Consider the following 25,015-nt stretch of genomic DNA (forward strand, 5'->3'; position numbering starts at 1 on the left):
CAGGGTGCTTGATTTCGCATCGACGCTGTGCGAGAGAGAAATTGATAACGTTCACATATGTGGCGACAGATATTCGAGGATGGGAGAGACGATGCGGAAGGCGATGGCCATGGCGACGGCGCTGCTGCTGGCGGGAACCGCCGGCGCGGCGATGGCGGATAGCCCTGCAACGGCTCCTGCATCGGCGGAGGTCCACCCCGCGCTCTGGCCTGCCGCAAAAAGCCCGGCGGCGATCACTGACGCCGCGACGGAGGCGCGCATCGCCGCGCTGATCGCGAAGATGACGATCGAGCAGAAGGTCGGACAGCTCGTGCAGGCCGACATCAGCACGATCACCCCCAAGGATCTCGAAACCTATCCGCTCGGCTCGATCCTCGCGGGCGGCAACAGCGGCCCCAACGGCAATGAGCGGTCGAGCGCGGCAGACTGGGCGAAGCTGGTCGGCGAATTCCGCGCGGTGTCGCTGCGCCCGCAGGCCAATGGCTTGGCGATCCCGATCATCTTCGGCGTCGATGCCGTCCACGGCCACAATAATATCCCGGGCGCGACGCTGTTTCCGCACAATATCGGGCTCGGCGCCGCCCGCGAACCCGAGCTGATCCAGCGTATCGGACAGGTGACCGCAGCGGAGATCGCCGGCAGCGGGATCGAATGGACCTTCGCGCCGACCTTGGCGGTGCCGCAGGATCTGCGCTGGGGCCGCAGCTATGAAGGCTATGCCGCCGATCCGAAGCTGGTCGCCGACTATGCGAAGGCAATGGTGCTGGGGCTGCAGGGGCCGCTCGTTGCGGGCCGTTCGGTCGATGGCACCCATGTTGCAGCAACCGCCAAACATTTCCTTGCCGACGGCGGCACCTTCGAGGGCCGCGATCAGGGCGATGCAAAGATCGGCGAGGACGAGCTGGTCGCAAAACATGCGCAGGGTTATCCTGCGGCGATCGACGCCGGCTCGCTGACTGTAATGGCCAGCTTCTCGAGCTGGAACGGAATCAAGAACCACGGCAACAAGGGGCTGCTGACCGACGCGCTCAAGGGCAAGATGGGCTTTGAGGGGTTTGTTGTCGGTGACTGGAACGGCCACGGTCAGGTCGCGGGGTGCAGCGTCACCGATTGCGCGCAGTCGATCAATGCCGGGCTCGACATGTTCATGGCGCCTGACAGCTGGAAGGGGCTGTACGAAACCACGGTCAAACAAGCGAAGGACGGGACGATTTCCGCCGCGCGCCTCGACGATGCGGTGCGGCGTATCCTGCGCGTCAAATACAAGCTCGGCCTGTTTGACGTCGAGCATGTCGACCGCGGAGATTTTGCCGCTATCGGTGCGCCCGGGCATCTGGCGATTGCGCGCGAAGCGGTCGCGAAATCGCTTGTCCTGCTCAAGAACAATGGCGGCGTCCTCCCGATCAAGGCCGGCGCGCGCGTGCTGGTCACCGGACCCGGTGCGAACAGCATGGCGATGCAGTCGGGCGGCTGGACGATCAGTTGGCAGGGCACCGACGTGACGCACGCCGATTTCCCGAACGGTCAGACGATCTGGGAAGCGATGGAAACGGCGGTGCGCGACGCCGGCGGCATTGCAACGCTGTCTGACGATGGCGTCTATAAGGAAAAGCCCGATGTCGCAGTCGTCGTGTTCGGCGAGCATCCCTATGCCGAATTTCAGGGCGACGTCCCGACGCTCGACTATCAGCCGGCCGATGCGAAGGATCTGGCCACGCTGAAGGCGCTGAAAGCGGCGGGCATTCCGGTCGTCGCGGTCTTCCTCTCGGGCCGGCCGATGTTCACCAATCCCGAGATCAACGCCGCCGACGCCTTTGTCGCGGCATGGCTACCAGGGTCGCAGGGCAATGGCGTCGCCGACGTGCTCGTCGCGGGCAAGGACGGCAGGACCGCGCGCGGCTTCACCGGCAAGCTGCCCTTCGCGTGGCCGGCCGATGCGCGCTCGCCGGTCGAAAAGCCGCAGTTCGAGGCCGGCTACGGCCTGACCTATGCCGACCGCAGCAAGGTGCCGCTGCTGTCCGAAAAGCCCGGCATCGACGTCGCGAGCATGCTGAATGTCGAGAATTTCTTCTCGGGCGGCCGCGCGCGCGCGCCGTGGACGCTGTCGATCATCGACGCAGGCGGATCGCGTCAGGTCGAATCGGGGCCGCTCGACAGCAGCTATGGTCTCTTGAAGACGCGTTCGGTCGACGTCGCGGCGCAGGAGGATGGCAAGAGCTTCGTCTGGACCGGCCCGGCTTCGTTCCGCCTGTCGGGACCGAACGCCGATCTGACGCGGCAGCTCAACAACAGCTTCGCGCTGCGGATCGACTGGCGCGTCGATAGTGCGGTGCCCGCAACGCTGACGTTCGGCGGTGCGAACATCGACCTCGGCGCGCTGATTGCGGCAGCGCCCGCAGGCAAGGTCGCGACGATCAAGATCCCGCTACGCTGTTTCGCGACCGCTGGCGCCGACCTGACGCGCGTCGATGCGCCGGTAACGATCAGCGGCGACAAGGGACTGGCGCTGACGCTGGTGAATACGAATGTCGAAGCGGTCGGCGAAAATCTCGCTTGTCCGCCAGCGGCAAAATGACCAGACCCGTAAACGGGCTGGCATAGAACAGAAAAAGGGGAGAGATACGATGGCCTTGGCGCCGAATATCGTGACGAGCGCGGAGCCGGACCAAGGGCCGGGCCGGGGCGGCGGCAGCACGCGCGTGGTGTTGATCCTCGCCTTTGCCGTGTTCTTTCTGCTCGGCGGCGTGACGAACATCAACGACTTGCTGGTCGGCAAGTTCAAGCCGATGTTCCATCTGACGCATGCCGAGGCGAATCTGGTGCAGATGGCGTTTTTCATCGCCTATGGCGCTTTTTCGATCCCCGCCGGCATCATCATGTCGAAGCTCGGTTATATCCGCACCTTCGTGCTCGGATTCATCATCGTGGCTGCGGCCGCCTTTCTGTTCATTCCGGCCTCGGCGGCGGCATCCTATCCGGGTTTCCTCGCCGCGCTCTTCTGTATCGGAGCAGGGATTACGGTCCTTCAGGTTGCGATGAACCCCGTGATCACGACCTTGGGGCCGATCGAAACCTCGCACAGCCGATTGACCTTCGCGCAATCGTTCAATTCGATCGGCGTGACGCTGATGGTTTACGGCGGTGCATCTTTCCTGCTCGGCGATTCAAAGCCGATCGATCCCGAGACCGCGACAGAAGCGCAGATCCAGGCCTATCGCGTCGCCGAGGGAGCGTCGATCGGCACCGCTTATATGTGGCTGGGCGTGCTGATGCTGGCGATCGCGGCGGTGTTCTGGATGTACCGGTCTACGCTCGACCATGCCAAGGCCGAGGATGTGAAGCTTGAGGGGACCTGGGATCTCCTGACCCATAATCGCCGCGTTCAGCTCGGGGCGCTTTGTCTCTTCCTCTATGTTGGGGCCGAGGTAGCGATCGGCTCGAACCTGATTGCCTATCTCGGCGACAAGAGCGTGATGGGGTTGGGGCTTCAGGCCGCTGGCAAGCTGGTCGCGATCTATTGGCTGGGATCGCTGGTCGGCCGGTTGCTCGGGGCTTTCATCCTGCGACTGGCCAAGCCGGGGCGCGTGCTCGCGGGTTTTGCGGCGGGTGCGATTTCATTGATCATTCTGTCGGCGGTGACGACGGGGGCGCTGTCGGGCTGGGCCCTGATTTTTGTCGGCTTTTGCAATTCGCTCATGTTCCCGACGATTTTCAGCCTCGGCACCGAGGGATTGGGCGAACGGACGCCGCAGGGATCGGGCATTCTGTGTACCGCGATTATCGGTGGGGCGATCGTCCCTTATCTGTTCGGATTGATGACCGACATGAGCGGCGACATCCGGGTTGCGCTGGCGGTTCCGTTGGTCTGCTACGCGACCATTGCTGGTTTCGGCCTGTGGGCGTCGCGGCGCGCGACCGCCTGATCGAGCCATATTGACCGGATAAGGGGGCCGTCCGTCGCACCAAGCGGCGGGCGGTTTTTTTCCACTTGAGCGCTGCCGTACTTCTGTCACGTTCGGCCGGGCAAGGAGATCATCGATGGCGCATGGCACCGCCCGCATCGGCCGGGATAAATATCGCACCGAAATCAGTGTTGGCGGGCGCGACCTTGTCGCCGACGAGCCGCCGGCACTCGGCGGGCAGGGCGCGGGCTTTGCGCCCTATGACCTGCTGCTCGCCAGCCTGGGTGCCTGTACCGCGATCACCCTGCGCATGTATGCCGACCGCAAGGACTGGCCGCTGGAGTCGCTCGAGGTCGGCTTGCGGCTGCACGGGGCCGAGGAGCGTCGGATCGACCGCACGCTGACGATCACCGGGCTCGACGACGAGCAGAGGGCGCGGCTCGCCGATATTGCCGAACGCACGCCGGTGACGCTGACGCTGAAGAACGGCCTGCCGATCGATACGCGACTGACATAAGCCGCGATCGGCGGGCGTGGCTCGTTCGAGGCGTCGTTAATAGGCCGAGACGGAAACGGTAAGCGTGTCCGAATAGATCCCCGCCCGCTTTCCTTCGGTGCCGTTGACGAAGAAGGACAGCGGCAGCCGGTCGAGCGTCGATTTCGGACGCGACGCGGTGTAGGAATAGGGCTGGGATAACGGAATCGACTGGCCATCGATCGCCATGCCATAATCGACCGTCCAGTCGGTCCCTTCGAGGCGCAATTTCCCTTGGTTCCGCGACTCGAAGTCGAGCTTGTATCCGCGTGTGCTCTGCACCTGCAGTTGCAGCGGCAGCGACACCGGGCCGTCGCGCAGGACACCCAGGTCAACGAGCGCGCGCCCGTTGCTGCGGCGGAACGCGCCGGCCAGCGACATGCGCGCCGCCGGCAGGATGTCGAGGCCCAGCGTCAACTGCCGCGCGCCGATCACCATGTCGGTTGGGCTCCACGCTTCCAGATGGACATTCTGCGAAAACAGGCCATCGCCGACGATGCTGTTGTCGGTGACACTGAGCAGGAAGCGATTGAGAATCTGACTGCGCGGCGGAACCGCGATCTGGCCGCGCGAGCCGCGCTGCAGCGATTGTCCCGAAATCGGCGTGACGTTCACGTCGCGCGAAATGTCGAGCAGCGTATAGGGAATGCGCGGTGCCGTACTGTTCGACAGGCCAAAGCTCTCGCCGTCGAGGACGAAATTGGGCTGAAAGACGCAAGCGCGGTCGCCGTCGTTGCGGAACGTAACCTCGAAGGTCGCCGCGGGCAGCGTCTGGCCGAACGGGTCGAAGCCGCGGATGATCCAGCTCGGCGACGAGGTTTCCATCCGTAGCACGCATTCGGGCTGCCGCTGCGGCTGCGCGGACGCCGCGCTGCTCCAGCACATCGCCAGCAGGGCTGGCACGATCAGAAGCTGCCTTGGCATCATGGTTTCCCTATCGACTCTGGCGCAATCGACCTCGACCCGAGATCGACCAGCCCTGTTGTATCAGGCGGAACATCGAATTCGAAAGTCCCCGCCCCGAGATTGAGTTCCACGCGATAACGCACGCCGGGACGAAGATTCATCACCGCAAAGCGCCCGGCCGAGTTGGTGAAGAAGGGCACCGGCTCCTTGTCGAGACCATCGAGGGCGATGGCTCGCCCGGCGACCAGCGTCGATGGCGCGCCGTCGGGTTTCAGCAGCGTTCCGGTGGCGCTGGCGAAGGCATCGGTGCCGACGCGAATCTTGTATCCGCTGCGATAGGGCGGCGTAACCCGTACCGTCCCCGGTCCGATGTCGTAGCCGAGCGGCGGATTCTCGATATCATACTGGATCGTCTGATTGACGTAGGAGCTCAGGAAGCCGTTGACGGCCCCGCCCAGCGGGCCGCTCTTCCCGAGATAATCATTCTGCGCCAACGACTGGCCCGCCACGACGCGACGTCCTTTCAAATTCTTGTGCGGGTAAAGCACAGCAAAGCTGTCGTTGATCCGGCGCCCTATACCGAGTGCACCGTCGGCAAAGGCGATCGTCGTGCCGATACGGGCGGTCGTAACCTGCGTATCGGTGATCGAGTTGAAGCCGTCACCGGCGGTGGTGTGCGAGACCGAAACGTCGAAACGGTTCGCGGTATAGTCGGCGAAGCCCTGTGCGATCGTCGTGCCCGATTGCTCGCCCACGATTGCGCCATAGCCGAGGCTGCCGATCCGCCCGTCGGTCGACCGCGTATAGGACACGGTCGACGTATCTGTGCTGCTGTCGTGCCGCGCCTCGGCGCGGGAGCGATAATTGGGCTGGTACACCAGCGACACGCTGAAACCGAACCCGCCGTTGCGCAGCGGGCTGCCGCCCAGGACAGGGCCGCCAAATTTCGAATAGTCGACACCGGCGCGCACGCTCCACTTCGGGTCGAAGCGATAGGACGCAAGCGCGCTGATCCGGTAGCGGTCCGAATCGTTCCGGCGGCTTTTGAAGTAATTGGCGTCGAGCAGCATCGTCAGCTTTTGGCTGAGCGCCCGCGTATAGGCGGCGCCGAAGCTGTACGAGCCCTGGTTGTCGGGGAGATCGGTGCCCAGTGGTGCGAACCGGCGCGACGTATAGTCGGCGCGCAGTGTCAGCGAGTCGATCAGGCCGGCGCGGTCGAAAATCTGTTCGTAGGTCGTCGCCGCGATATAGCCTGTTCCGCCAACCTTCGCGTTGCTGATCCCGGCATCAAATTGCAGACGGCCGCCATTCCACAGCACGAACTGCGTCTGCCCGGTGAGCGTCTGCGTTTTCTGGCTGAGCTGCAGCCCGACGCCGATTGCCGGCTTGTCGAGGAAGGCCTTGCGAAAGAAACCCGAGAAGGCGATGTCGTTGCCGTATTTCGGGGTGCCGCCAAAGCGTTTGCTGAGCGCGCCGATATAGGCCGAATATTCATAGTCGCCGGGGGCAAGGTCGATCGGGTCAAGATAGGCGCGATAGGCGATATTCTCGACGCGGCCGCTGTCGTCGCGAATCTGGATCTCGACGTCGTTGCTGCCGGTCAGCAAGGGCAGGGAGCTGACGTCGTAAGATCCGGGTTCAAGGCGGAATTCGCGGATCGGAATGCCGTTGCGCAGCACAGCCACCGTCGCGTCGCGCTGAAGCACGAATTGGCGGTTTCCTTGCAGAACTGATGAGCGGTAGGGGTCGAAGCGGCGGCGCTGGCGCGTTACGCCGATGCCGCCCATCTGGGCATAGCCCTGTTGGCCGCGCACCTCGGGGTTGAGGTCGCCAAGCTGCCAGCGCCGGTATTTTTCAGGCTCGTCATAGACAAGGCGGGCGAAGTTGCGGCGGAATTCATAGTCGCTCGACCCCGTGAAACCCTGCTCCGAAAATTCGACATCGGCTTCCGCTACGATCTGCCCCCAACGCGCCGCGCCGCTGAGAAAAACCGACGGCGCCCGGGTGCTTTCGCCCCACACTTTGGTCTGGGCGAGATTGAGGTTCAGATAGGCCGAAAAATCAGCGGGCTGGATGTCCGGCGTATCATCGTCGTCGCGGGCCGTGTCGAAAAGCGATTCGAGCGCGCGGTTCGAGGGATCGATGCTGAGCACCACGACCGACAGAGTGCCGGGGTCATATTCCAGTTTGATGCCGATCTCGCCAAGGTCGGGCGAGGTAAAGCTGTCGCGCCCGGCGAGCTGTGTCTTGATTTGTTCCTGAGCCGCAGCATTCAGCAACGGCAGCACGAGATCGAGAAAACCCTTGGTATCGACGATGAAGCGGTCATCGCGTGTCAAAATGATCGGCACATCGCCCAGCGGCCGGTTGCGATAGGTCAACGGGACGGTGAGTTCGATGTCGCGGTCATAGGGATTTATGTCCACGCGAACATCGGGAAGCCGCGTCGGCGTCGAAACCGTTGCCGGCGTCGAGTCCAATATCGTCGGCGTAGGCGGCGGCGCGGGAGTGGGCCGGGGCCGCGGCAACGGCACGGTCACCTGCGCATGTGCAACGCCGCCAAGCACGGCAAACAGCATCGCTCCAGTAATGAAGCGAGCGCCCCTCATTTGCTGAACCGTACCTTGATAGGCGCGTTGGCAAAGGCTTTTCCGGTCGGCACCTTGAAGGTGCGGTCACCCTTTAGCGCGGCCAGATAGCCGACACCGATGTCACGGTTGAGATCGTCCTTCGACACCTCGACGACCTGCGGCTTGCCGTCGAGGCCGGTGCCCTGGATCGTCCAGTTCGGACCCGCCATGAAGGCATGGCGCGTGCCGGTATTCCGCACACGTATTTCGACCCCGGGAACGGTATCGCCGCCGGTGCCGTCAGCCGCTTTCGGCGTCTCTAGAGTGGTCGGCACTGCCGATACCACCTCGACCTTCGGTTCGGCGCCTTGCGGCGCGACCGCGATCAGCGCCTTCATATTATAGACGATCTGCACCTGGGCGCCCGTTTCGGAGCCGGCGAGCGGATCGAGTTGCACGGGCAATTGCTTGACGGTTAGATAATAGCCCTGCGACGCCTGAAGCGGCGAGCCCACCCATTGCACGCGGATGACCTGCCGCGCCTTCGGTGGCAGATTGCCTTGCGGCGGAAAAACCAGAAAATCGGCATCGGCCGGGACTTCGACCAGATTGCCTGCATCGTCATAATCGAGTCGCGTGATTCGCGTTTCGAATGGCAGATTGGCGGTGTTGATATTCTCGACCTCCACCCGGGCCACTGCGCCCGAACCGCGGTCCAGTATTTCGACGACCATCGGCGATACGCGCATCGCATGGGCGGCGGAAAGCGGAACGGCGATCAATGCTGCGGCAGCAACCCACGACAGGGCGCGTCCGCGCGATATGGAGCCAATCATCCCAAAAAGCCTCTCGATTCGTCCGGAAGTTGAAAAAGGGGGGAAGGAGCCAATGGTCCTACCCCCCCAATTCTTTAGGCTTCCCTATCAGAAGGCAGCCAGGGTCACCGTCAGCGTGTCGCTGTAGGTGCCGGCCACCAGGCCGAGGTTCGGCGTGCCGATGGTCACCAGCATGTTGAACGACGAGCGCCATGCACCGCCGTCACGATCGTCCGAGGCTTCGTTGTCGCCAACCGTAAGCGACTTGCCCGTGCCCGGGCCGACTTGGCCGACATTGACGCCGGTCCAGTTGGCGTTGACGGTGTAGGGCAGGTTGTCGGTGAACTGGTTGCTGTCGAACCCAGCCGCGGCAGCGGCGGTGTTCGTCATGCCGTCGACACCGTTCAGCTTGGTGATCGTCACCTTGTTGCGGGTGTTGCAGCCGGCGGTGCCCGAGTTGATGTTCACGACGGCCGGAGCGCGCATTTCGAACGCGTCGCCAACGTTTTCACCGCTGCCGGTGCGGACACCGATGGTGCCGAAGTTGATGTTGCGCGCAGCCGCATTGTTGCCGGCATAGAACGAGCAATCCGGGTTGACGTTGCCGGTCAGCGTGAACGCGGTCGGCAGCGACGGGGTTGCGGTTTCGGTGTCACCGAGCGAGAGGCCGGTCACGTTGTACGAGGTGCCGACGCCGAAGAGGCCGCCAAGGCCGGTGATCTGCGTGGTGCTGATCGGATCGGCGTGTGCAACGCCGGGCATCGCAACCATGGCAGCAGCCATAAGGGCCAGATTAAGCTTTTTCATCATTCGCTCCTCAGATTTGCCTACCCCGACGGAGTGCCGGGATTCAGGCGATTAAAGTCGCACCGAACGGGGTGCGGAGTTGGTGCGACCCAACTTCTTGATTTTTTTGTTATTTCAGATGGGAGAGATCGTAATCTCGATAACCTCCCGATAGCGCCCGGCAAGCAGGCCTGCGTCGGACGACGGCTGCCCCAGCGCTACATCGACCGCGATGCCGTCGGACGCGATGCCGCCAGCGCTCGAAAATTGCTGTCCGCCCCGCAGGTCTGCGCTCTGGTAGGTGCGCGACACCACACCCGACTGCGGCCGACGCACGGCAACCTGCAAACCGATCGAATAGGGAAGCACGCCGGCATAGGGGCCTTCGCCCTGCGGCTGCTCGACATGTGCCAGCCCGCCGAAACGCGACTGCACCTTTACCTCGAACGGTACATTGCAATTGAACGGGATGCGCGCCGATGCACGCTTGCCCCGTTTGGTGAGATCACCGAAATCCATGCCTTCGATGCGGCCGATCGAGCATTGTTCGGCAACCCGGCCCTGGACCTGCATGGCCAGCGACCGGACATTCTCAATCTCTTCCGCCGATGCCGGAGCGGTCGTTGCGCATAGCGCCAACGCCACTGCTCCCTTGCGGAAATGTCCGCTTAGCATCCTACCCATTTTCTTCTGCCCCCCGCAGGCTTTCGAGAAACTTTCGTAATTTATTAACAAGGTATAAGCCCTGCTAAACAGATTGTAAACTAAGGGGGGTGGTTAATGGGGTTGTTATAAACTATTGAAAATAATCAGTTTTATAGAAAAAATCGACTTTGGATCTGTGCCAAAAAGGGAGCTTCTCGCTTTGGCGGCCTTTGTTAACTAACAAAATGTTAAGTGATTCGACTCGCTGGGGCCGTGCTCGTTTACGAAGGTTTTTGCGCTGTTAACCACGGCTGCGTACCGCGGCTTCATCTCTTGCTGCCAGAACATGCCCATCAACAAGCATGTAGGCGTAACGACGATGAAAGCGAAACTTGCTGTACTCTCCGCCGCCTGTGGCCTCGCACTGACTGCGGGCGGAGCAAATGCCGAATCGATCGGCTATAATCTTCAGGCGATCGTGCCGGTGGCATGTTCGCTCCGGTTCGAATCCTCGCCGAGCATCTTTGCCGACGGCAGTGCGCGCCTGGGGATGCTGCGCGAATATTGCAACGCGCCGAACGGGTATCAGATCGTTCTCAACTACAGCACGGGAAGCTTGCGCGGCGCGGTGGTCAACGTTGGCGCGGCAAGTGTGGTGCTCGACGGGTCGGGCCAGGCAATCGTTCCGGGGGCCTTTGGTCCCAAAATCCAGACGCGCGATCTGGCAATCACGCCCGGCGCCAATGGATTCGATGCCGATAGCTTTAATCTGGCGGTTCAGGTCAGCTGATCCGGCGTCCCGGCGACACGTCGCGCGGGTCCAATTATATCGCTCCGGCGGGAGGGGAAACTCTCCCGCCTTTTCTCGTTCCGTGCACGAGCGCGCATCGCGGAGGCCTTTGGCCCTCTGGCGATGCACCCGGCGGCTCCTTCCTCCGCCCACGGCGGCCCGCCATCGTTTACGCCGCCTTTACCACTCCTGGTGCATGACATCGGCCAATGCTTGCGACTGGGGACATGTGATGGACAGCTTGCGCGGACTGCTTTCGGGCAGCCACGACCAGGACGACGGCGCGATCGACGCGCCCCCGGCGGTCGGCGTCGACGAACGGCGGATGCAGGTCCGGGCCTATAATTACTGGGCCTCGCTGCTGGCCGATCGCGCCTATCCCTCGGTCGAGGATCTCGACCTTGAGCGTGCCGACTTCGGGGCTTATTCGGTCCTGCTCGACTTTACCGCCGGGATCGAGAATCCGGGCCTTTCGTATATCGGCGACCGGCTGCGCGAGGAATCGCAGGTCGACGACGATGTCCACTATATCAATCAGATTCCGGGCCGTTCGCTGCTATCGCGCCTGACCGACCATTATCTCCAGATCATCGCCAACCGCGCGCCGATCGGCTTCGAGGCCGAGTTCGTGAACGATCGCGGCGTGACGATCATGTACCGCGGCATCCTGCTGCCCTTTTCGTCCGACGACGACACGATCGATTTTATCATGGGTGTCATCAACTGGAAAGAAGCGGCCCCCGCCGACGAGGCCGAAGAGCTTCAGCTTTCGGTGGAACAGGCGCTGCGCAGCGCCGCGCCGTTGACCGCGCCGGTGCCGGTGTGGGCCGACGGCCCCGATTCGGAGCATATCGACGAGGAAGCCGTTCCAGGCTTCGCCGCGTTCGACGCGGGCGAGGTTGCGGGGGAGGCACCGTTCGATGCGGCCGCCGACGAGGCTGCGCCGCTCTCGGACTACCCTGGCGCCGATGCCGAACTGGCCGACTGGCTCGCCCTCGCGCGTGAAACCGCCGACCGGGCGCTTGCTGCCGACACCCGCAGCCGCACTGCACTCTATCAGGCTGTCGGCAAGGCGTGGGATTTTGCACTCGCTGCCGAAGCGCAGCCCGAAGCCTTTGCGGAACTTCTCGCGGACGCCGGGCTGCAGGCGCAGGATCGCGCGCCGATGACTCCCGTCGTCAAGCTCGTTTTCGGGGCCGGTTATGACAAGACGCGCCTTGCCGAATATGCCTGTGTGCTGGGTCATGCCCGGGAAGAGGGTGTCGGGCGCGGCGACCTTGCGGCCTATCTCGACCGCTATCCGGGCGGCCTCAAGGGTGTCGTCAAGGACGCGCGCGCGCGTCGCAAGCCCGATGGGGCCGTTGCGGACGCAGGGGACGACAAGCTCGACGCGCTGCGCCGCGCTCACCCCGCGTTGATCCTCGAACATGACGCTGGCGATGCCGAGTTCGTCGTGCTGATCGCGCGCGCGATGCCCGGCGGGCATATCGGTATCGTCGCGAAGGCCGCAGACGATGCGGCGCTGGTCGCGAAGCTTGCGAAAAAAGCGGTTCCGATTACCGGCGTCTGAGACGGCCACGTAACAGACAAACCCAAAATTGAAATTATTTTGCGTGAAGCGTGCGCGGGGGTTGAGCCGCGCGCGCGGCAGGCGCATAGAAGCGGTTAGCGAAAGGGTCACGGCCTCCCCCGGCAGCGACCCGCCTCTTTTCGTCGGGATGCTGCAACCCTATGCCTTCAAATCTTACCGATACCGTTGACGCCGAAACCGCTTCGGCGCCGCAAGCCCCTGTTAAAATCGCCAAGGCCTTCGCGGCCGCGTTGCACGGCAGCGCGCTGCCGGGTGAAGGCGACGATCTCGACGCCAAGGCGCTCGCCGCGGCGGGTGATTTCGCCGGGCGCGCCGCGCTCGATCGTTTGCCAGGCAAGCCCTCGCTGCTGCTCGAGCCGATTGCCGCTGACGGCACCGACCGCCGGATGCGCCTTGCGGTCGTCAACGACGACATGCCCTTCCTCGTCGATTCGGTCTCGCAGATCGTCGGCGCGCAGGGTCTTGTCATCCACCGCATCTTGCACCCCGTCGTCTCGGCCGATCGCGATACGAAGGGCAAGCTGACCGGCGTTGACGCCGGCAAGGCTGGCGGCGCACGCGAATCGGTCATCTATATGGAGCTCGAACGCGGCGACGCGCGGGCCCGCCGCCGTCTGCTCGACGCGCTTGAAGCCGCACTTGCCGACGTACGCTCGGCCGTCGCCGACTGGAAGGCGATGCGCGCCGCGATGCTCGCCGACGCCGCGATGCGTGCCGACGGCGAAGCCGCCGAACTGCTGCGCTGGTTCGAAGGCGGCGCGATGACGCAGCTTGGCCACGAATGGCGCTCGCGCGACGGTGCGGTGCACGATCCGCTCGGCATTTCGGCGAGCGGCACCGGGCAGCTCCTGTCGCCCGCGGCGCTCGAAGCGGCGTTTGATTATTTCGACAAGGGCGGCGCATCTCCGCTGCTGATCAAGTCCAACCGGCTGTCGTCGGTGCATCGCCGCGTGCTGCTCGATCTGGTGATCGTCCCCGAGCTCAAGGGCAAGGGCGTCGAACGGCTGTCGATCCATGCGGGCCTGTGGACGAGCGCCGCGCTGTCGGCGCCGCCCGCGAAGGTGCCGGTGTTGCGCGCGCAGCTCGAGGCGCTGATGGCGAAATTCGGGTTCGACCCTGCCGGACATGCCGGCAAGGCGCTGGCGCACGCGCTCACCGCGCTGCCGCATGACCTGCTGATCGCGTTCGACACCGCCTCGCTCGAAGAGCTGGTGCTTACCTCGATGTCGATCACCGACCGGCCACGGCCGAAGATCGTGATGGTGCAGAGCGCGCTCGGCCGGCATCTGTTTGCTTTTGCTTGGCTGCCGCGCGACGAGGTGTCGACGGGTCGTCGTCAGGCGGTCGAGACCATGCTCGTGCGTGCGGCGAAGGCCGGCGTCATCAACTGGACGATGGCGCTGGAAGACGGCGGCGCGGCGCTGCTGCGCTTTACGCTCGACCTGCGTGACGGGGGCGTCGTGCCCGACGCCGCTGCGCTCAACGGGCAGCTCGAGCAGATGGTGCGCGGCTGGCAGCCGCAGATCGAGACCGCGCTCGCGCGGCACGGCGATGCGGGCCGCGCGGCCGCGCTCGCGGCGCGCTTTGCGCCTCTGTTTCCGGCGAATTATCGCAACAGCTATAGCGCCGACGAAGCGGCGGTCGACATCTTGCAGCTGCGCGAACTCGACGCCGAGCGCCCGCGCGGCGTCCATCTGGTTCGCCAGACCCTCGACGGTGACAACGAGCTGCGGCTGAAGGTTTACAGCGCGGCCGGCCCGCTGGCGCTGTCTGACGTCGTCCCCGCGCTCGAACATTTCGGATTCGAGGTTCTCGAGGAAATTCCGACCGAAGTCGCGCGCGCGCATGGCGAAGGCGAGGAGGGGCAATCGGCCTTTATCCACGATTTCTCGCTGCGCCTGCCGTCGTCGGTCGACGAACTTGGGCTGATTCCCTATGCCGGGACGATCGAGGGCGCGATCGCTGCCGTGCTTGACGGCCGTGCAGAAAATGACGCGTTCAACCAGCTCGTTCTGATCAGCCAGACCGATCCGCAGGCGATCGTCTGGCTGCGTGCATGGTTCCGCTATATGCGGCAGGGCGGCTCGGCCTATGGCATGGACACGGTGGTTGCGGCGCTGCGCAACGCGCCGACGTTGACTGCCGCGCTCGTCGATCGCTTCCGCGCCTTGCACGATCCCAAGACGAAAGACGCGGCGCGCGCCGAGGCGCTCGACGCACAGATTCTTGCGGGCTTTGCCGATATCGCGTCGATCGACGACGATCGCATCCTGCGCCTTTTCCACGCGGTGATCGGCGCAACGCTGCGCACCAACGCCTTCGCGCCGGCCGCGGCCGAGGCGCTGGCGTTCAAGATCGACAGCGCGCTCGTTCCCGGCCTGCCCAAGCCGCTCCCGTGGCGCGAAATCTGGGTCTACAGCCCACGCGTCGAGGGCGTCCATCTGCGCGCCGGCCCGGTGGCGCGCGGCGGCCTTCGCTGGTCCGATCGCCGCGACGACTTCCGCACCGAAATCCTCGGGCTGATGAAAGCGCAGCGCGTGAAGAACGCCGTCATCGTGCCGACCGGTGCGAAGGGCGGCTTCTATCCGAAGGCCCTGCCCAATCCGGCCGAAGACCGCGATGCCTGGTTCGCCGAAGGCACCGAATGCTATCGCATCTTCATCCGCACGCTTCTGTCGGTCACCGACAACCTCGTCGGCGGCAAGGTTGTGCACCCGAAGGGCGTCGTGATCCACGACGGCGACGATCCCTATTTCGTGGTCGCCGCCGACAAGGGCACTGCGACCTTCTCCGACGTCGCGAACGCGCTCGCGATGGAGCGCGACTTCTGGCTGGGCGACGCGTTCGCCAGCGGCGGGTCGAAGGGCTATGACCACAAGGCGATGGGCATCACCGCCAAGGGCGCATGGGTTTCGGTCCAGCGCCACTTCGCCGAAATGGGCATCGACGTGCAAACCGACCCGATCCAGGTCGTCGGCTGCGGCGACATGTCGGGCGACGTGTTCGGCAACGGCATGCTGCTGTCGAAATCGATCCAGCTCGTCGCGGCCTTCGACCATCGTCATATCTTCCTCGATCCCGATCCCGATCCGGCGAAAAGCTGGAACGAGCGCGCGCGCATGTTCGCGCTGCCGCGGTCGAGCTGGGCGGATTATGACGCAAAGCTGATCTCGAAGGGCGGCGGCATCTTCCCGCGCAGCCAGAAGAGCATTCCGCTGACGCCCGAGGTGCAGGCCGTGCTCGGTCTGTCGCAGGCGGAGATCGAACCCGGCGCGCTGATCTCGGCGATTCTGAAAGCACCCGCCGACCTGCTGTGGTTCGGCGGTATCGGCACCTATGTGAAGGCCGCGAGCCAGAACAATGCCGAGGTCGGCGATCCCGCGAACGACGCGCTGCGCGTTGATGCCGAGGATCTGCGCGTCCGCGCGGTGGGCGAAGGCGCGAATCTGGGCGTCACGCAGGCCGCGCGCATCGCCTTTTCGGCAAAGGGCGGGCGGATCAACGCCGACTTCGTCGACAACAGCGCCGGGGTCGATTGCTCGGATAACGAGGTCAATATCAAGATCGCGCTCAACCGCGAGATGGCCGAAGGGCGATTGTCGCAGGACGAGCGCGATGCGCTGCTCGTGCGGATGACCGACGATGTCGCCGCGCTGGTGCTCGAAGACAACCGGCTTCAGGCGCTCGCGCTGTCGATCGCCGAGAAGGGCGGATCGGCCGCGGTGCCGTCGCTGGTGCGGATCATGGAGACGTTCGAGGCGTCGGGGCGGCTCGACCGCAAGGTCGAAGGACTCGCCGCGAACGACGAATTGCTCCGCCGTGCGCAGGAGGGCCGCGGGCTCACGCGCCCCGAGCTTGCGGTGCTGTTGTCGACCGCAAAGCTCGCGCTGCAGGATGCGATCGAGGACAGCGAGCTGCCCAACGATCCGGCGCTGGCAAGCGACCTTGCTGCCGCCTTCCCGACCGAGATGCAGCGCGATTTCGCATCGGCGATCGCCGATCATCAGCTGCGCCGCGAGATCATCGCGACGAAGCTTGCGAACCGCATCATCAACCGCATGGGCGTCGTCCATCCCTTCGAACTCGTCGAAGAGGAAGGCTGTTCGCTCGGTGAGGTCGCCGCGGCGTTCGTCGCGGTCGAGCGGCTGCTCGACATGAAGGATACCTGGTCGGCGCTCGACACGGCGAAGATCGACGAGAGCATTCGCCTGTCGCTGTTCGGTCAGGCCGCTTCGGCGATGACGTCGCAGATGGCGGACCTGCTCCGCGTCAGCCCCGCCCTGTCGCAGCCGGGGCCGATCGTCGCGCGGCTCGAGCCGGGGGTCGATCGTCTGACGGCGACCGTCGACCAGCTGCTAAGCACATCGGTGCGGCACCAGTGGGACATGCTCGCGCAGCAATTGCTCGACGCGGGTGCCCCCGACGGGCTGACCTCTGCCGTGGTGCGGCTGTTCAAGACCGACGGCGCGATCGGGATCGTCGATCTGGCGGCGCGGCGCGGCGATGACGAGGTCGCGGTGACCAACGCCTTCACCCATCTCGGCGAAGCGCTCGGGCTCGATTGGGCGCAGACGCTGGCGGCGCATATGAGCCCGGCCGATCCGTGGGAGCGCCTGCTGGTCAACAGCCTTGCACGCGATTTCCAGCAGATGCGCCTGACCTTCCTCGCTGGCCTGCCGAAGGGCGACCTCGACACGGCGGTGACGAAGTGGCTCGCGGACAATGCCCCGCGTGTCGCGCAGTTCCGCACGACGGTCGATCGTGCGCGGACGATCCCGAATCCGAACGGTGCGATGCTGTCGCACCTCGCGGGGCAAGCACGCGGACTGCTGGGGCGTTGATTTAGAACAGCACCGGCCCGCTCCCCCGCCCAGCCTCCCGATCCAGGATTCCTGTAGGGAGGGGCAGGGCAGGGGGGAGCGGGCTGGTGCCGTATCGGAGATGAAAATGCCATTTCAGCCCCGCGTCGCGATTCTGGTCCCGGCGCCCGACTATTATGAGAAATGGCAGCCCGCCTTTGCCCGCAAGGCGGCGGCGCTGACGGCGGCCGGGCTGATCGTCGAGCAGCGGGTATGGACCGACCCCGGCGACCTGTCGGGCTATGATCTGATCCTGCCGCTCTTCGCGTGGGGCTATCAGCGCGACGTTTCGGCCTGGTACGGCTTGCTCGACCGGTTGGAAGCCGAAGGCCTGCCGGTGGTCAATCCGGTGCCGGTGCTGCGCTGGAACAGCGACAAGGCCTATCTGGCCGAGCTCGCGGTCAAGGGCGTCGCGGTGGTGCCGACGGTCGAAGTCGCCGCGCTCGATGACGTTGCGCTGGCCGCCGCACGGAAGGCGCTCGGCGCCGAAGAAGTGGTGATCAAGCCAGCGATCTCGGGCGGCGCCGACGGCACCCATCGTATCGCGCCCGGCGCGGCGATCCCCGCCGATGCGCTCGACCAGCGTCGGCTGGTCCAGCCGATGATGCCGGGTATCCTGACCGACGGCGAATTTTCGCTCTTCTTTTTCGCCGGAAAATTCAGCCATGCGATCGTCAAACGGCCCGCGTCGGGCGATTTTCGCGTGCAGGAGCAGTTTGGCGGTCGCGAGAGCGACTGGGACGCGAGCGCCGAGGCGCAGGCGCTCGCGGCGGGGGCGCTGGCCGCAGCGCCCGCAGCGCCGGTGTACGCCCGCATAGACATGGTGGGCGATGCGACGGGCAAGCTGCACATCATGGAACTGGAACTGATCGAGCCATCCTTGTTCCTGCATCATGCACCCGACAGGGGCGCGGCGTTCGGATGGGCCATCGCGGGATGCGCTTCGGCATAGCTACGCTTGCCGGGATAGCGAAACTCATCCATGAATCGGCCATGCTCCGCTGGATGGCCTTATTGATCGCCTTGTTCGCCGGCCAGCCCGGACTGGCTCAGATCGACAACCAGCCGCCACCGCCGCCCGTCATACGGGATCCGGTGCCGGGTCCGTTTTTCGTCTATTTCCAAGGTGATTCGACGGAGCTCGATCCGCCATCGCTTGCATTTCTGGCCACGATCAAAAGCGCGTGGAATGACCGTGACGGCGCGCTGGTCGCCTGCACCCTGTCGTCTTTTTACGATCCCCAGGACCCGCGTCGCAGCGCCGCGCGATGGGAGCAATTCAAGCGGCTCAAGGCTGAACTGAATACGCTCGGTCTGCACAGGCTGTTCTGGACCCCCGGCGATTGCCCGGGACCGGGGCAGGATTTGCCCGAGGGCTATACGGGCTTTGCGCTCTACGGTGTTGCCGCGCTGTAGGGTTTAGTCCCGTTCTTCCAATCAGCCCGCTTCGCGATGAAGCCACAGCCATTGCCGGATGGCCGAGGTCAGGTTCGGCGGGTCTTCGGCTTCCATCCGCTCGACATCGATCCGCGCGACGAGCGCGTTGACGGGCAGGGCCTGCCGCGCAGCGGCGGCCTCAAGCGCGTCCCAGAAGGCCGGCTCTAGGCTGATCGACGTCGGGTGACCCGCGATCGTGACCGAGCGTTTGACGGGGGGATGGAAGGCGCTGGCCATCGTCGGAGATTAGCGGCCAAAGCGGCGGCCGCAAAGCCGCCGCCTGCCATCGTCAGTACATATGTTGCCCGCCGTTGATCGACATCGTCGATCCGGTGACGAATCCGGCATTTTCGCTGCACAGGAACGCGACACCGCGGGCAATTTCCTCGGCCTGACCAAGGCGGCCGACCGGGATCTTGGCGACGATCTTTTCGAGCACCGGCGCGGGCACCGCGGCAACCATGTCGGTGTCGATATAGCCCGGCGCGATCGCGTTGACGGTGACGCCCTTCTTGGCGCCTTCCTGCGCCAGCGCCTTGGTAAAGCCGTGGATGCCCGATTTGGCGGCGGCATAATTGACCTGACCATATTGGCCCGCCTGCCCGTTGATTGATCCGATGTTGACGATGCGGCCCCAGCCGCGCTCGACCATGCCGCCGAAGGTCGCCTTCGCCATGTTGAAGCAGCCGCCGAGGTTGACGCGCATCACATCGTCCCAGTCGCCATAGCTCATGCGGGCGAGCGTGCCGTCGCGGGTGATGCCGGCATTGTTCACCACGATGTCGATCGGGCCGACTTCGGCGGCGATTTGCGCGCAGCTGTCGAGGCACGCCTGATGATCGCCGACGTCCCACTTATAGGCCGGGATGCCGGTCCGTTCGGTAAACTCGCGCGCTCTTTCGTCATTGCCGCAATAATTGGCGACGACGGTCGCTCCGGCGTCCTTCAGCGCGAGACTGATCGCCTCGCCGATTCCGCGGCTGCCACCCGTGACGACTGCGATTCGTGCCATGTCTACTGCTCTCCCAAAAGCGGTTCTTCCCCTTGCTTAGGGCGCCGCCGGGCGCCCCGCAAGTTGACCGGAACGTCAATCGGCAGGCATTTCGGGCGGGATAGCAATCAGTTGCCGGCGAGCGCCCGGATTTTCGAAAAGTCGCCCATGGCAAGGTCGGATTTGCGGATCGCGAAGACGACATGCCCGCCGCCGCGATGCGCGAGGCCGAGCAGGTCGCTCGGCGGCAGTTCGAGCAGCACGACGTCGCGCTCCTCGTCGAATCCCGGCGCATGGTGCGACGGGAAATTGCCCATCGAGGCAAGGCCGTCGCCGCCCATCGCCTGCCACAGCGGCTCGAAAAAGGCACATGCGGGAGCCGAGAGGCTGGCGGAGTTGGCGCACCACGCGTGCCGGGCATGGTCGAACAGCAGGTCGCGCCAGGCATCGACCCACAGATCGCCGTCGGGGCGGTGGCGAGTCAGCGGCAGCGCGAGCGTCTCGACCTCGTCGACGCCGCTTTCGGGATCGGGCCGTGCGGTGACCTGCGTCCAGCGGATCGCGTGCAGCGCGGCCATCACTGCCGTCGCGTCGGTTGGCGAGAAGCCGGTGTCGGCGGCGGCGCTTTCGCGGATGATCGCGATGATCTCGGCCGTGCGCTGCGCGGCGTCGCGATTGGCTTCGGCCGCATCGGCAATCGCCTCGACCAGCTCGTCGTTCGCATCGTCGGGCGGGGTGCCGTCGGTCGGTTGCGTCAACACCCGCGCTTCCAGAATTCGCGCCATCGCGAGCATGCTCGGCCAGTCGAAGGGGTGGAAAGCGGGATCGCCGATGTCATAGTCGGCCGACAGGATCGCGTCGGCCTCGGCGGCATTGCGAGACGCGGAGGCGTCGGCCACCACATCGACCGCCCATTCGGGAAATCCGGGAATGGCGAGAGGGGCGAGCGGCGTCGAATCAAGGCCGCGCGGCCTGAAATAGGCGGGGCCGACAGGGCGCGGGGCATCGCGCGGCGGTCCGTCGGTCGCCAGATGCAGGGCTGTTGCTTCACCATTGTCGGGATTGGCGAAAAAGGCGAGCGAGCCCGTCCGCGGCCCCAGCCCGTCCCACAGCATCGGGGGCAGGTCGGCGCAGGCGATCTGGGCGATAAAATCGCCGTCGCGCCCGTCGATCTGCGGCCATTCGGTGACATCGGGCAGGCGGGGGCGGCCGCCCATCCAGCTTTTGCGGAAAATGGCATCGCGCGGCGGAATCTGGGGAGCCAGCCGGATTCCGCCGCTGGCAGTCTGCGGCGCGGACATGGTCGCGGCGGTGTTTTCGTGCGCCTGTTGTTCGACACGCGTGGCGAGCGCATCGAGGATCGCTTCGTCCATCGCCGGTGCTGCGGGTTCCAACGAGGAGGGCGACGGCACCGGCGCGACTTCGGGCTCGTCGGCCCATGAATCCGCGGCTTCGTCTGCCGGCGCTACAGCTATTTCGGGAGCCAGCTTGGACAGGACCGGCGCGGCGACGGGCTCGGGTTCATAGGCTTCGGCGGGCTCGAGCGGCTGTTCGACGACCGCCTTGCTGATCCGTGCGAGGCGTGACGGTGCGATTTCGGCCGGCTCGAACGCAGGTTCGGCGCGGCGCGACAATTTGGGCAGGCGGCTTTCGCCCGGCAGGCGCGGTGCTTTCGGTGCCCGCGGCGCAGCCGGCTCGGGCTGCCGACGGCGCGCGCGCCAGGCCATGTAGACGAGGAACAGAAAGACCGCCGTTAAGCCGGCCAGTGTCAGTGCCGCCCGATTGAGGTCACTCATGATCCACCCTTCGAAATGCGGAGTGCCGGCCAGACCCGGCGCCGCCAAGCGACCAGTTTAATCCAAGGAGTTAAACAGGAGGTAAGCGTTACCCGCTCAAAGCCATCCCGCGAGTTCGCTCCGCACGAGCGTCTCAAGCATCGCCATGCCCGGTGCGCCGTCGTTGAGGCAGGGCAGATAGGCGAAGTGGCGTCCGCCGGCGGCCTCGAACTGCTCCTTGCCGCGAATCGCCAGCTCTTCGAGCGTTTCGAGGCAGTCGGCGGCGAAGCCTGGCGCGAAGATCGCGACGCTTCCGCCTTCGCGGCCGAGCCGGGCAAGCGTCGTGTCGGTCGCGGGTTCGAGCCATTTGGCGCGCCCGAAGCGCGACTGGAATGCTACCTCGACGGGGCGACCGATGGCTTCCGAGAGCAGGCGCGCCGTCTTGCGGCACTGGCAATGATAGGGATCGCCCAGTTTCAGCGTCCGCTCGGGCATGCCGTGAAAGCTTGCGACGATCGTGTCGGGGATGAAATCGAGCGCCGCGAGACCGTTTTCGACCGAGGCGGCAAGCGCGCCGATATAGGCGACGTCGTCGTGATAGGGGGGCAGGAAGCGCAGCGTAGGCTGCCAGCGCAGCGTCGCCAGATGCGCGTTCACCGCGTCCACAACGGTCGCGGTCGTCGCGGCGCAATATTGAGGATAGAGCGGGGCGACGAGAATGCGGCGGCAGCCTTCGGCCATCAGGGCATCGAGCGCGGCGCCGATCGCGGGCTGGCCATAGCGCATCGCATGGGCAACGCGAATGTCGTCGCCGAGCGCATCCTGCAGCGCGCTTGTCTGCCGCTTGGTAATCGCCGCCAGCGGCGAGCCCTCGTCGGTCCAGACCTGGGCATAGGCGTGCGCCGATTTTTTCGGCCGTGTTGTCAGGATGATCCCGCGCAGGATCGGCTGCCAGAGCAGCGCCGGAATCTCGACCACGCGGCGATCCGACAGAAATTCGGCGAGATAGCGGCGGACCGACGATGGCGTCGGCGCGTCGGGCGTGCCGAGATTGACCAGCAGCACGCCGACGCGGGCCTCCGGCACCGCAACATGGTTGGCGGGACGGATCGTCACACCGGCTCCGGCGAAAGCGGCAGGCGGCGGATGCGGCGCCCGGTGGCAGCGAACATCGCGTTGGCGATCGCCGGCGCGACGACGGGCACCCCGATTTCGCCGAGACCGCCCGGATCACGGTCGCTGTCCACGAATTCGATCAGGATCTGCGGGCTCTGCGCGAGGCGCGGCAGGCCGAGCTGGCCGAGCTTGCGCGCGGTCGCGACGCCGCCGTCATAGTCGGTCGTGGCGCCGACCGCGGCCGCGAGGCCGAAGATCAGGCCGCCCTCGACCTGCTGCCGCGCGATCGCCGGATTGACCAGCCGGCCGGCGTCGACGACGGCGACGAGCTGTTCGACCTGCAATCCCCTTTCGCTGGGCCGCGCGGTCGCGAGCAGCGCGATATGGCTGCCGCGCATCGAATGGCAGGCAAGGCCCTGCGCGGTTCCCGAAAGTCCGCCCTCCCAGCCGCCGAGGCTGGTCGCGGTGAGCAGGCAGCGCGCAAGCAGCGGCGATTCGCCGAGCATCGCCATGCGATAGGACAGGGCGTCCGATCCGGCGCGCGCGGCCATCTCGTCGATGAAGCATTCGGTGAAGAAGGCGGTGTAGCTGTCGGCGTTGCCGCGCCAGCGTGCGGTCGGCAGCCCGATGTCGGCAGGGCAATGGTCGACCGCGAAATGGCGGATCGCATAGGGGGTCGCGAGGCCCTCGACCGCCAACGCGTCCGGCGACCCCGCCGCGGCGCGCTGCGCGACATCGGCGGGGGCATTGTCGAACAAGCGGTCGCGGACCTCGTGGTTCGTCGGCGGAACAGCGATCCGCGCGACGAGGGCATCGATCCCGCCGGCCGCATTGAGCGTCGCGATCATCTTCGCGCGCGCCGGAGCGCGCGGAATGTCGCGCATGATCTCCTCCGCGCGCGACCATGCGAGCTGGACCGGGCGCTTGATCTGCCGCGCGATGATCGCCGCCTGCACCGCAACGCTATGGTCGAGGCAGGCGTCGAACGAGCCGCCTGCCATCATCGGGAACAGCGTGACCTCCGACGGCGACAGGCCGGTCGCGGCAGCGATCGCGTCGCGACATTGCGCGGGCGCCTGCGTCGCGACCCACACGCGCAGTCTGCTGCCATCGACGGCTGCGGTCGCGGTGCGTGTCTCGATCGGCGCGTGGAGCGCGGGGGCGACGGCGTAGCGTGCGGCGATCTTGGTCCGGCCCTCCATCGCGGCCGCGACATCGCCCTCCTTGCGGATGCGATAGCCGTCCGCCTTGAGCGCGGTCTGCAGCGCCTTGTCGATCCGGTCCGAAGAGATCGGGGTTCCACTCGTTTCGAATACCGGGGCGAAGCGGTCGAGCGCTTCGTTCGCCGCCCACCAGTTGCGCGCGACGGCGGCGAGCCAGCGTTGATGCTCGACGATGTGAAGCAGGCCGGGCGATTTTAGGCCCGCTTTCCGGTCGATGCTCTTCAGCCGCGTCGCGCCGAGCGGGCCTTGGCGGATCGCGGCGAAAACCATGTCGGGCAGGCGGATGTCGCCGGCATAGTTGGCCGATCCGTCGACCTTCGACGGCAGGTCGAGCCGGATCAGTTCCTTGCCGTAAAGCGGGTCGGCGCTCGCCGCACGATAGACGGGCTCGGCGGGTGGTTCTAGCAGCGCGGCGGCCGCGGCAACCTCACCGAAGCGCAGCTTGCGCTGGCCGAAGGTGACGAAACCGCCGTCGGTATCGCATTGCTCCCAGTCGGCATCCCAGCGCCGCGCCGCCGCCATCATCAACAATGCGCGCACCTGCGCTGCGGCTTCACGGCACGGCGCCTCGAACATCCGCACCGACGAACTGTTCGCGGTCAGCATCACGGCATGGCGTACGGCCCATTCGCGGCGCGCCCAGCTTCGCACATCGGACACCATATCGGGGACCAGGCTGCGCGGCGTGAAGACGGCGCTGTCCTCGTCGACGACCAGCGTGTTGGTATAGAGCGGATTGATCGGGGCGGTCTCGACCGCGATCGTCCGCCAGTCGGCACCGAGTTCGTCGGCCATGATCTGCGGCAGCAGGGTGGTGACGCCCTGTCCCATTTCGCACTGCGGGACGATCATGCTGATATGGCCGTCGTCGCCGATCTTCAGAAAGGCGTTGAAGACGTGCTCGCCCGGCGCAGCGGCGAGATTGGGTTCATAGTCGCGCGGCCAGAAGGTCCAGGCGAGGGCGAGCCCGCCCGCGGCGGTCGCGCCGACGAGGATCTGGCGGCGACTGACATGCGGTAGTCGCGACCTGTTTTGCCCCACTTTGTCCCTGATGCCGGTCATGCCCGCTGCTGA

General features: G+C 65.4%; 18 protein-coding genes. 8 read left to right on the top strand and 10 right to left on the bottom strand.

The window, feature by feature from the left end:
* The first annotated feature begins 109 nt into the window (after positions 1–109).
* The 3 genes from ACQY80_RS08980 (at position 110) to ACQY80_RS08990 (ending at position 4,419) form a co-directional block, all read left to right on the top strand.
* Positions 110–2,575: a glycoside hydrolase family 3 N-terminal domain-containing protein gene (locus tag ACQY80_RS08980; protein WP_428685695.1), complete on the top strand. Its 2,466-nt coding sequence runs from the start codon at positions 110–112 to the stop codon at positions 2,573–2,575.
* Between the two features lie 49 nt (positions 2,576–2,624).
* Positions 2,625–3,923: a sugar MFS transporter gene (locus tag ACQY80_RS08985; RefSeq protein WP_428685697.1), complete on the top strand. Its 1,299-nt coding sequence runs from the start codon at positions 2,625–2,627 to the stop codon at positions 3,921–3,923.
* Between the two features lie 115 nt (positions 3,924–4,038).
* A complete protein-coding gene (locus tag ACQY80_RS08990; protein WP_428678315.1) occupies positions 4,039–4,419 on the top strand; it encodes an OsmC family protein in 381 nt (126 codons plus the stop codon).
* Positions 4,420–4,455: 36 nt separating this feature from the next.
* On the opposite strand, the gene ACQY80_RS08995 is transcribed toward ACQY80_RS08990, so the two are convergent.
* From ACQY80_RS08995 to ACQY80_RS09015, 5 genes are all read right to left on the bottom strand, one after another.
* Positions 4,456–5,361, bottom strand: coding sequence for a hypothetical protein (locus ACQY80_RS08995; protein ID WP_428678317.1), 906 nt, complete (start codon positions 5,359–5,361; stop codon positions 4,456–4,458).
* Positions 5,361–7,952 (bottom strand): fimbria/pilus outer membrane usher protein, encoded by a 2,592-nt coding sequence (locus tag ACQY80_RS09000; protein WP_428678320.1) that lies wholly within the window; start codon positions 7,950–7,952, stop codon positions 5,361–5,363. Before ACQY80_RS09000 ends, ACQY80_RS08995 begins: the two co-directional genes overlap by 1 nt.
* On the bottom strand, positions 7,949–8,749 hold the full coding sequence (locus ACQY80_RS09005) for a fimbrial biogenesis chaperone (RefSeq protein WP_428678322.1): 801 nt from the start codon (positions 8,747–8,749) through the stop codon (positions 7,949–7,951). Before ACQY80_RS09005 ends, ACQY80_RS09000 begins: the two co-directional genes overlap by 4 nt.
* A gap of 87 nt (positions 8,750–8,836) precedes the next feature.
* Positions 8,837–9,535 carry a hypothetical protein gene (locus tag ACQY80_RS09010; protein ID WP_428678325.1) on the bottom strand — a complete coding sequence of 233 codons (699 nt, stop codon included), beginning with the start codon at positions 9,533–9,535 and terminating at the stop codon, positions 8,837–8,839.
* A 114-nt stretch (positions 9,536–9,649) separates the two neighbouring features.
* Complete coding sequence (locus ACQY80_RS09015) at positions 9,650–10,198, bottom strand: hypothetical protein (RefSeq protein WP_428678327.1); 549 nt, start codon at positions 10,196–10,198, stop codon at positions 9,650–9,652.
* Positions 10,199–10,538: 340 nt separating this feature from the next.
* Here ACQY80_RS09015 and ACQY80_RS09020 point away from each other — a divergent pair, with 340 nt between their 5' ends.
* From ACQY80_RS09020 to ACQY80_RS09040, 5 genes are all read left to right on the top strand, one after another.
* Positions 10,539–10,949: a hypothetical protein gene (locus ACQY80_RS09020; protein WP_428678330.1), complete on the top strand. Its 411-nt coding sequence runs from the start codon at positions 10,539–10,541 to the stop codon at positions 10,947–10,949.
* Between the two features lie 232 nt (positions 10,950–11,181).
* Positions 11,182–12,519, top strand: coding sequence for a PAS domain-containing protein (locus ACQY80_RS09025; protein ID WP_428678333.1), 1,338 nt, complete (start codon positions 11,182–11,184; stop codon positions 12,517–12,519).
* Between the two features lie 161 nt (positions 12,520–12,680).
* Positions 12,681–17,381: an NAD-glutamate dehydrogenase gene (locus ACQY80_RS09030; protein WP_428678335.1), complete on the top strand. Its 4,701-nt coding sequence runs from the start codon at positions 12,681–12,683 to the stop codon at positions 17,379–17,381.
* Between the two features lie 106 nt (positions 17,382–17,487).
* Positions 17,488–18,351 carry an ATP-grasp domain-containing protein gene (locus ACQY80_RS09035; RefSeq protein ID WP_428678338.1) on the top strand — a complete coding sequence of 288 codons (864 nt, stop codon included), beginning with the start codon at positions 17,488–17,490 and terminating at the stop codon, positions 18,349–18,351.
* Complete coding sequence (locus ACQY80_RS09040) at positions 18,336–18,815, top strand: hypothetical protein (RefSeq protein WP_428678340.1); 480 nt, start codon at positions 18,336–18,338, stop codon at positions 18,813–18,815. The genes ACQY80_RS09035 and ACQY80_RS09040 overlap by 16 nt, the downstream gene beginning before the upstream one ends.
* A gap of 21 nt (positions 18,816–18,836) precedes the next feature.
* On the opposite strand, the gene ACQY80_RS09045 is transcribed toward ACQY80_RS09040, so the two are convergent.
* The 5 genes from ACQY80_RS09045 to ACQY80_RS09065 form a co-directional block, all read right to left on the bottom strand.
* Positions 18,837–19,073 carry a ribbon-helix-helix domain-containing protein gene (locus ACQY80_RS09045; RefSeq protein ID WP_428678343.1) on the bottom strand — a complete coding sequence of 79 codons (237 nt, stop codon included), beginning with the start codon at positions 19,071–19,073 and terminating at the stop codon, positions 18,837–18,839.
* A 52-nt stretch (positions 19,074–19,125) separates the two neighbouring features.
* Positions 19,126–19,848 carry an acetoacetyl-CoA reductase gene (gene phbB, locus ACQY80_RS09050; RefSeq protein ID WP_428678345.1) on the bottom strand — a complete coding sequence of 241 codons (723 nt, stop codon included), beginning with the start codon at positions 19,846–19,848 and terminating at the stop codon, positions 19,126–19,128.
* Positions 19,849–19,955: 107 nt separating this feature from the next.
* The gene (locus ACQY80_RS09055; protein ID WP_428678348.1) at positions 19,956–21,623 is read right to left on the bottom strand and encodes a DUF1963 domain-containing protein; all 1,668 of its coding nucleotides are present in this window, start codon (positions 21,621–21,623) and stop codon (positions 19,956–19,958) included.
* Between the two features lie 96 nt (positions 21,624–21,719).
* A complete protein-coding gene (hemH, locus tag ACQY80_RS09060; protein WP_428678350.1) occupies positions 21,720–22,718 on the bottom strand; it encodes a ferrochelatase in 999 nt (332 codons plus the stop codon).
* Positions 22,715–25,003 (bottom strand): molybdopterin cofactor-binding domain-containing protein, encoded by a 2,289-nt coding sequence (locus ACQY80_RS09065; RefSeq protein WP_428678353.1) that lies wholly within the window; start codon positions 25,001–25,003, stop codon positions 22,715–22,717. The genes hemH and ACQY80_RS09065 overlap by 4 nt, the downstream gene beginning before the upstream one ends.
* Positions 25,004–25,015 lie beyond the last annotated feature (12 nt).

The sequence above is a fragment of the Sphingopyxis sp. genome (assembly GCF_965279755.1).
Lineage (GTDB): Bacteria > Pseudomonadota > Alphaproteobacteria > Sphingomonadales > Sphingomonadaceae > Sphingopyxis.